The sequence below is a fragment of the Halochromatium sp. genome (assembly GCF_046541315.1).
Taxonomy (GTDB): Bacteria; Pseudomonadota; Gammaproteobacteria; order Chromatiales; family Chromatiaceae; genus Lamprobacter.
Genome location: NZ_JBKHDN010000111.1, coordinates 1 through 9,036 on the forward strand (window position 1 = coordinate 1; position 9,036 = coordinate 9,036).

At 65.0% G+C, this 9,036-nt stretch carries 3 protein-coding genes; 1 reads left to right on the forward strand and 2 read right to left on the reverse strand.

Translation table 11 applies throughout. The annotated features are described in order from the left end of the window. Nucleotides 1-4,277 (forward strand): hypothetical protein (locus ACLFQI_RS08685; RefSeq protein WP_410758535.1); only part of this gene is annotated, 4,277 nt, incomplete at its 5' end. A 44-nt stretch (nucleotides 4,278-4,321) separates the two neighbouring features. Here ACLFQI_RS08685 and ACLFQI_RS08690 read toward each other — a convergent pair. Together ACLFQI_RS08690 and ACLFQI_RS08695 are read right to left on the reverse strand one after the other, a co-directional pair. Next, nucleotides 4,322-8,773: an HAD-IIIC family phosphatase gene (locus tag ACLFQI_RS08690; protein WP_410758536.1), complete on the reverse strand. Its 4,452-nt coding sequence runs from the start codon at nucleotides 8,771-8,773 to the stop codon at nucleotides 4,322-4,324. 32 nt (nucleotides 8,774-8,805) lie between these two features. Then, nucleotides 8,806-9,036 (reverse strand): hypothetical protein (locus ACLFQI_RS08695; RefSeq protein ID WP_410758537.1); only part of this gene is annotated, 231 nt, incomplete at its 5' end.

The window sequence follows — 9,036 nt, forward strand, 5'->3', positions numbered from 1 at the left end:
CGAACGAGGCCGATGCGAACGAGGCCGGTGCGAACGAGGCCGGTGCGAACGAGGCCGATGCGAAGCGGGTCGGAACGAAGGGGGCCGGTGCGAATAAAGTCGATGTGGCGGTGATTGCGCGCGACGGCCGGCCGATGGTGCGGCTCGCATCCGGCGAGCACCGGATCGGCGGCCGCTTCGCCTGGCCCCGGCGGCCCGAGGTACTGGAGATCCCGGCCGAGGTCGGCCTGCTCAGCCTGAGCCTGAACGGGGCAGAGATCGAGCAGCCACGCTTGGATGCCAAGGGCGGCTTGTGGCTGGGCGCCGATCGGCGTCCGCGACAGCAGCCACAGGAGCCCGATACGCTGTCGCTGGAGGTGATGCGCCACATCGAGGATTCGCTGCCGCTGCGCGTGCAAACGCGTCTGTTGCTCGAGGTCTCGGGGCAGCCGCGCGAGTTGCTGCTGGGGCCGATATTGCTTCCCGGTGGGCGACCCTTGCGTCTCGAGAGCCCGTTGCCGGCGCGCCTGATCGCGTCCGAGGAACGGCCCGAGGCGGCGTCGGAACAGCACTCGCGGCAGGGCCAGTACCGGCTGCAGTTGCAATTACGTCCCGGGCGCTGGGTCTTGACGTTGGAGAGTCATCATCCTGGGCCAGTGTCGGCACTCAGTCTGCCGCAACGGCCGTCCGCGCCCATCTCCGCGCCGGGGTCAGCGACGTCATCGACTCTCGCCTCCGAGCCGACATCGGCGCCAGGATCCGAGTTGGCGTCGGCGCCAACATCGGGACTCGCGCCGACATCGGCGTCGCACTGGCCGCCGCAGGAGATCTGGGTGTTCGCGGCCCGGCCCGATCTGCGCCAAGTCGAACTCGCTGGCGTCAAGCCGATCGATCCGCGCCAGACGCGCCTGCCCGCCGCTTGGCAAGCGTTGCCGGCCTACCTGATGCGCGCTGGCGAGACACTGCGGTTGGAACCGCTCAGCCGGGGCGCATCCGGCTCCGATCAGATCCGCCTCGAGCGCGTCATGCGACTGGACTTCGATGCGGCGGGGCTGAGCCTGCGCGATCGCCTCAGCGGTCGACTGCAAACGCGTCGCCGGATCGAAGCCGAGCCGCCGCTGACGCTTGGGCAGGTCCGCGTCGATGGCGAGCCGCGCCTGATCACGCGCCTGAACACTCGGGACGCTCAAGCTGACCGCGAAGGCGTCGAGGTGCGCGGGACGCGGCTTGAGCTGACCGCCGATGCGCGCATCGACAGCGGACCCGTCGGCTGGTGGCTGGAGCTGCCCGGCTCGGGCTGGGATCTGCCGCTCAGCCATGTCTCGACGCAACTCTCCCTGCCGCCAGGCTGGGATCTGTTGGCGGTGGCGGGCGTCGACAATCTCCCGGACAGTTGGCTGGCGCGCTGGTCCTTGCTGGATCTCTTCCTGGTGTTGATCGCCGCGCTGGCGGTGATCCGACTCTGGGGCTGGCCTTGGGGGCTGCTGGCATTGCTGACCCTGGTGCTGACCTGGCAGGAGCCGAGCGCGCCGCGTTGGGTCTGGCTGCATCTGATCGCCGCCGCCGCGCTGTTGCGACTGTTGCCGGGGAGAGACGACGCGGCAACCGCGCAGAGCCCGCCCTGGCTGGCGGCGCTGGTGCGGTTCTACCATCGGCTGGCATTGCTGGCGCTGGTGCTGATCGCGGTGCCTTTCCTGGTCACCGAGATGCGCGCTGGACTGTTTCCGCAATTGGAACAGCCGGGTCTTGGCCCGGTCGGCTGGCTCATCCCGCAAAGCGCCGTTGACCAGGTCGGCTCTAGCCTCGAGGCCGAGCGTTCGCGCCTCAAGTCAGCCGCTCCCACCGCCGGCGCCGACCAGGCCTCGGCGCCACGGTTGCTGCCAACCCTGGACCCAGACGCGCGCTTGCAGACCGGTGCCGGGATGCCGGACTGGAGTTGGCGCCGTTTCCAGCTCAGCTGGAGCGGGCCGATGCCCCCCGATCATCGGCTGCGCCTCTGGCTGTTGCCCGCCTCGGCCTCGTTGCCGCTGGCATTGATCACGCTGGTGCTGGTGACGCTGCTGGGGTTGCGGCTCGCCGATCCGCGACCGGATCGGCTGCGGCGGTGGCCGCCCCGCTCGCCGAGCGCGCAGGCAGCGAACAGGCACGCGCTGGGCAGCCTGCTGGGGTTGGCGCTGATCGGGTCGCTGTGGCTGCTGCCATCCAGTCCCGCCCTTGCGGCAACCCCATCGGCGGTCGAGCAACAGCCCAGGCTCGTCTCCCAACCGGCGCACCAAACGGCGTTTGAGTCCGTATCCGCATCCGATGGACAGATCGCCACCGCTCCGCGCCGCCTGACGCCGGCGGCGAACAGCACGGACTTCCCGCCCGCATCCCTGCTGGCCGAGCTGCGACAGCGGTTGCTGGCGCCGCCGGACTGCGTTCCGCGTTGCGCCGAGATCGCGCGGCTGGTGCTCGACGCCTCGCCCAGCGCGCTTCGCTTGCTGTTGGCCGTGGATGCGGCCGAGGCGGTCGCCTTGCCGATCCCGGGCGCCCGCAACGGGTGGTCGCCGAGCCGGATCGACCTCGACGGTCAGCCCTTGGAGCGGCTGCTGGGCCTGGCCAATGGCGATCTGGCGGTGCCGATCCCGAGCGGTCGGCATCTGCTGCTCCTGTCCGGCTCGCTCGCTGGTCTCGATCAGGTCTCTATCCCGTTGCCGCTGCCTCCACGGCTGGTCGAGACCCGCCTCGATCCGGTCTGGCAGCTCGAAGGGGTCGGTGCCGATGGGGTGCCGAGCGATCAGCTGCGGTTGCTGCGGCAGCAGGATGCCGAGGGGCTTGCGGCCAGCGCGGAGCCTGACGGCGAGTCCGACACTGAAATGCACACCGAATGGCCGCCGCTGCTCAAGGTCACCCGCACCCTGCGCTTCGGGGTGGATTGGGAGCTGATCACCGAGGTCGAGCGGCGCTCGCCGCTGGGGTCATCGGTGAGCCTGCGCGTCGCGCTGATCGATGGCGAATCGGTGACGACCTCCGGGGTCGAGGTCAATGCCGCCGGGGTGCTGGTCTCGTTGCCGCCGGGGCGCGCGCGCATGCGCTGGCGGTCGGTGCTGCGGCCGGTCGATCGCCTCGCGCTGCGCGCGGCAAGCGATCCACGCTTGACCGAGGAATGGCGCCTGCATGTGAGCCCGATCTGGCATCTGCGCGCCGACGGGGTGCCGGCGGTGCAGCCGGCCGATGGCGACGCCCAGGCCGTGCCGACCTACCGACCCTGGCCCGGCGAGGTGTTGAACCTGTCGCTGTCGCGCCCGCTCGGCGTCGCCGGGCCGACGCTCACCCTCGACCGCAGTCACTATCGGCTCCAACCGGGCCGCCGCTCCAGCGAGGCGCTGTTGCAGCTCAGCCTGCGCAGCAGTCAGGGTGGACGGCATCCGCTGTTGCTGCCCGCGGGTGCCGAGCCAACCCGGCTGCGCGTCGATGGGCAGTCGCGACCGCTGCCAGCCCAGGACGACGCGGTCGATCTGGCGCTGGTGCCGGGCAGTCAGCACATCGAGATCGGCTGGCGACAACCGGATGGGCTCGCTGTCGTCTACCAGCCGGCGCCGGTGACCCTCGGCGTGGACGGCGTCAACGCCGAGACCCGGATTCGGCTCGGTGCCGATCGCTGGCTGTTGTGGGCCAGCGGTCCTGGCATCGGACCGGCGGTGCAGTTCTGGGGCTTGCTGCTGGTGATCGCGCTGCTGGCGCTGATCCTGGCGCGTGCGCGTTTGACCCCGCTCGGGGTCGGCGATTGGCTGCTGCTGGGAATCGGGCTCAGTCAGGTCTCGATCTGGGTCGGGGCGCTGGTGGTGCTCTGGCTGTTCGCGCTCGGCCTGCGCCGGCGGTTTGGTCAGCGCGGCAATGGGGACGAGGAGGTGGCCGAGGATGGGGATGAGCTTGCGCCTTGGCGGTTCAATCTGATGCAGCTCGGGCTGGTGCTGCTCAGCATCGCCGCGCTGAGCCTGCTCATGCTCGCGGTGCAGCAGGGCTTGCTCGGCAGCCCGGCGATGCAGGTCGCCGGCAATGACTCGAGTGCGACCGAGCTGAACTGGTATCTGGACCGCAGTGGCCAACAGACCGCGCCGGTGACGGTGATCTCGGTGCCGATCTGGATCTATCGGCTGCTGATGCTGGCCTGGGCGCTCTGGCTGGCGTGGCGGCTGTTGGACTGGCTGCGTTGGGGCTGGCAGGGCTTGGTCACGCCGACGCCCTGGCGGCACTCGCGGCGGCAGGCGCTGAAGCGCAAGGCGAATGACGAGCATTTGAGCGTCGATCTTTAGCGGTGCTCGCGCTCTGATCCTGTTTCAGCACGCATCCGATCGACTCAGGTCGATACGAATGCGCACAGGGCTTCTCGCGTCTGAGTATGTCGGAGCAGGTCGACATGATCGCCATCGAGTCGATGAATGACAGCATTCGGGAGGGCTTCCCGCCAGAGCGTCTCGGTGTCCCAGTCCGAACCAGCGAAGCATTGCGAGGCGAGGAAGATGGATGCCTCGACTGATAGAGACACCGGTCGGTGAGCAGCTAGCAGAGTCAACTCCCGCGCAACGCGTGTCTCCAAGGCCAGACGGGCCGATGCCGACGGCGCGGCGCCGAGCGCGATCCGTTCGAGCATGTTGTCCACGAGCGCACGAACTTCGGGCTCGCTCGGCGCTGTGGGCGGACGGATGGGGTCTATCATAAAAAGACGGATGTTGGCATGAGCGGTGGCGCGCCACTGTTGCGCCATACTATGCGCAAGCGTGGCCCCGAGTGACCAGCCGGCAAAGACGGTGGGTAGGTTGGGATCGAGCAGCTTTTGGGCGCAAGCAAGACCCTCTTGTGCGAGTTCGACGAGGCTCTTTGCCGTCGTTTCCGAGGAGGGGTTGACGGCGATCGCCCGGCAGTCTGCGGCAAGCACCTCGACCAAAGGTCCATAGCAGCTGCAATCGCCTCCTGACGGATACACGAGGACCAGCTGCGATGCTGCCGCTGCCGACGGCTCCCGCAGCACCTGCGCGCTGCGCCGATCACGACGTGCAAGGCGATCGGCGAAGACCTGCAAGCTGTCGGCGTCGAGCAGTTCCAGTAGATTGATGTCGGTGCCAAAGGCGTGGTTGACGGCAGCGAGAAAACTGACCGCAGCCAACGAATCGCCGCCAAGTTCCGCAAAGCTCAAGGAGGCATCGACGACCTCCGTTCCAAGCGTTTGCGCCGCAAGCCCGAAGACCTGGCTGTACAGGGTGGTATCGTTGGTGTCGTCAATCTCTGCTGACGACGGTTCCTTGCACGCGTAGGGACGATAAAACCGTGATAGCGCCGCATCGTTATCCAACGCTCGCGCGATCCAGTCGAGCACTTCTGGTGCGACAGTTGCCGCAACCGGGCTACCAGCTAGAGACACAGGAGAGCGCTTTGCAGGGCCACTGACGGTGTCTGCGGCTCTGGTGTCAGTCCGCCGGTTGATAGCCGGTACGGGCTGAGTGAGCGCCTGTCGCCAGTCAAGCGCCCGCGCAGCTTCCGTAGAGAGGGTCGCGCCTTGAAAGAGCGGAACCCCTATCTTATTCAAAAAATCCTGCAAGGGAGTGTTCCGACCTGTGTCCACGGCATCGAACGCCAACCATTGGGCACCCGCAGTGGCGGCGATATTGGCCGTATCCCGTAGAACTCGATATTCGATGCCCCGCCCAAGGACACGGCAGCTGAGCAGGAAATGGCGAAGAGACGCCAGGCCCTGCTCGCCGAGTTCTAGGACGACAAGTCCGACGATGCCGTCATCCCCGAACCGGTCTCGAACGGAAACGAGACGGACATGGCGTCCTGCTGATGGGTCATCGCGAAGTTCCGACGCTGTCGCGGGGTAACCATTGAGGTTGAACTGATTGGTCCGGCGGGTGAGTTCAACAGCGCGTGCAAGATGCGTCTCATCGGGTGGGAATAAACTCAGCTCCAACTCAAGTGCGTCTATGTAGTCGACGAGCGACTGTTGTGTTTCAGCGCGGGCGGCTTCGCGCTGTGCCTCGGCTCTGTAGAGCGCGGTACGGTCGATGGTTTGAGTGCCCGTTTGGATGTGATCAAAAGTCCAGACCCGGTGGAGATAGGCAGGAATATCCAGTTCTGACGAGAGTTCAATTACCATCACCTCCGAACAATGCGTGCGCATCTGAACGCATTCGATCGGATTGTTATCGACAAAGATGAAGCTATTGAGGCCGAGATCGAGGGCTTGTGCGAGTGCCCTGACGTTCTCGGGCTTGGGAGCCCAGTTGATTTTCGTTGCGACGAAGTCGTCTAGACTCAGAAGCATCTCGGGGTGGTGGTCGAAGACCGCCTTGACGTCATCTGGATCATTCTTGCTTGCGAGGGCCAAAAGAACGCCTTGGGCTTTTTGCTGGAGCAAGAATGTCTGCAGGGCGCGGTGCGATTCAGTGACGCTAATCCCTTCCGCCCCATCCTCGGCGGCAACGCCAGCCCACAGGGTATCGTCACCATCAACCACAATGAGCTTATGGGGTCGTTTGTCGAGGGCGTGGATCGCCCGCGCCAGGGCCAAGGCAAGATGGTCAAATCCGTGTAGCCTGTAAGGCACTCGGCCGAGGCGAAAGGACTCGGCATCAACGAAATGCTCGAGCGACTCCGGTGTCGGCAGAAGGCGAGCAAGATCAAGCCGGACAAGATAGGGAGAGGCCGCGACAGCGTTAAGCCAGGCCGCGTCTTGGACCCCGGGCATGGGGCAGAGCGCTAGGATCGTATGAGCTTGGCTTTGCGCTGCAAAGGACTCGGATGCCCGGGATAGGCCGTCTAGATAGTCGCGTCGAGCAGCAGCGGACCAGTCGGGGTCGGCGGCGGTCAGGATCAAGTTCACTTCGCCCGAGTCAGTCGCGAGCGCAGGGTCGCGGGACAAGAGTGCCTCGGCTATCTGCGTCGTCGGAGCGATCTCCACGAGCCGGCGCCAGCCGAGGGCGCGAGCCCATGTCTCAAGGCGTTCCTGCAATGGGGCGGCGGTAAAATCAGCTGCGACAACGAGCCGTCGTGACGGCGTTGACGGGCGTTCCAATAGCTCCTCGATACCGAGGGCGGTGGATAGGAAGGCGACACGCTGTTGGTGAAAGAGGGGGGCGGGCCTGGGCGTTGAAATCAGTGTCTGGCCAGCGTTGCGGCGCGCTGCGATCTCAGCCTCGAGATCCTCGACCCGGTAGCAACTGTGATAGGGGCCAGCCCCGCGTGCTAACAGCCCTTGCACGGCCTCGCCGGCGACAAGTTCGATCCGATCGCCTGCAGCGGTGGTGACCATGCAGAGATCGGCACCTTGGAGAGGGTCGTGCAGCGGCCCCTCGATCTTTGCGATACGGTGGACGGCCCGCAGCCCCTCAAGTGCTGCGCCGAGGTCAGGGACTGCGTAGCCGATATGGTCACGGCTCGGTGGTGCCGGACGCGCAGCACGCGCAGCCAGCGTTTGGACCTTGCGCTCCGGGTTGGAAGCAATGTCGACCAAAATGTCGGCAAGGGCAGCGGCGAAGTGCTCGGCCGTGTCACGGCGAAGCAGGTCAACATTGTATTTCACTGTAAAGGCGAGACGCTCACCGGTATACACAGCCTCGATCGAAAGCTCGAACTGCCCTTCCTGTGGACGTTGCTCAACGAAACGCGCGCATCCCGAAACACCCTGGAAAGCGATCTCGGTTTCACCTTGAATACGGCGCACCACTTCGGCGTTATGCAGCAGAACATGGGTCTGGAAAAGGGGCGAGCGGTCGGTACGTACCTGCGGCCGTGGCAGGTGGGCAGTGAATAACTGCCGGTGGCGCGCAATGCGCATCAGTCGGCGACGAGTCGCCTGCGCATAGTCGTTGAAAGACGTCTCCGGCGTCACCTCGGCCAGTGTCGGCAGCGTATTGCTGAGATTAGCGACCAACGCCGCCTCGGCGCGGGTTCGGTTGTGGAAGGTCGTGCCAATGGCGAAGTCGGTTTGGCCGCCAGTTAAGCCGTGAAGTGCCGTGGCGTGGGCAGCGATCAGGATCGCGAGGAGGGACTGGCCCGGCTGGCTCGCCAACTCCATCAGTCGATCGGAGGCGGTCGCATCCAGCTCGAAAGGGACAGCGCTACCATTAAAGGTTTGGCGTGGGGGACGTGGATGATCAAGCGGCAACTCCAGGTCAGCGATCCTAGCCACTTGCTCGCTCCAAAAGGCCTGGTCAAGTGCGTAGGCCGGTGTTTTCTCATAGGTGCTTCGACGGCGGATGACAGCCTCGTAAAGGGTCAACGCTCTGGAGAATGAGCTAGGGTCTGTTCGGTGCTCTAGATCATGTAGAATTTGGTCGATGGCGATGCCATCGACCACGATATGATGGACGAGAAAGCGGGCGAAGAGGGCGATGGGGGGATCCGAATCTCCGACCCTGAAGAGTTCTAGACGACAAACCCCGCGCGCGAGATCGAGTGGCTTCTCGAGCGCTGTGCTCATGGTCGCCGGCAATACCTCCTCTCGGGTCATCCTGTATTCACGCAGCTCAAGCGGACGCTCACGTTCAATATACTGAACGAGTCCGTTTTCTGCGGATACAAAACGCGAGCACAGCGCTGGATGCAGAGCGCGAACACGCTCGAAGGCGCGGATCAATGCGGTTACATCGCCCGACTGTGGCTGGTCGAGTCGCACGATGAAATATACAACGTATCCCGAGGCATTGGGGTCGAGCTGCCAGAGATAATGCATTGCTGCTTGTCCTGGCTCGACCGGCAATGCTTGCTGCGGTGATATGCTAGATGTCTCAAAGCGTAAAGACTTATCCATCGAAAGTACCCCAAGGCCAAGGTTTCGACAGCTTAGTCGTGCCGGGACGAGGTTTCCTCGGCGTCAGCGCGCGAGCGTTCCTCGGCGTGGGTCCGATCCTGCTTGGCCTCGCGCTCGTCCTTGAGTCGTTGCAGATTCTGCCGTTGGCGAATGTAAAAGTAGCCGACGACACCGACGATGAGGAGCAGTTCGAGTGCCTTGAAAGCGCCCATGTCCATGATTGATCCTGCGCGGCGCGCGCTATACTCAGAGGTTTGATTTGG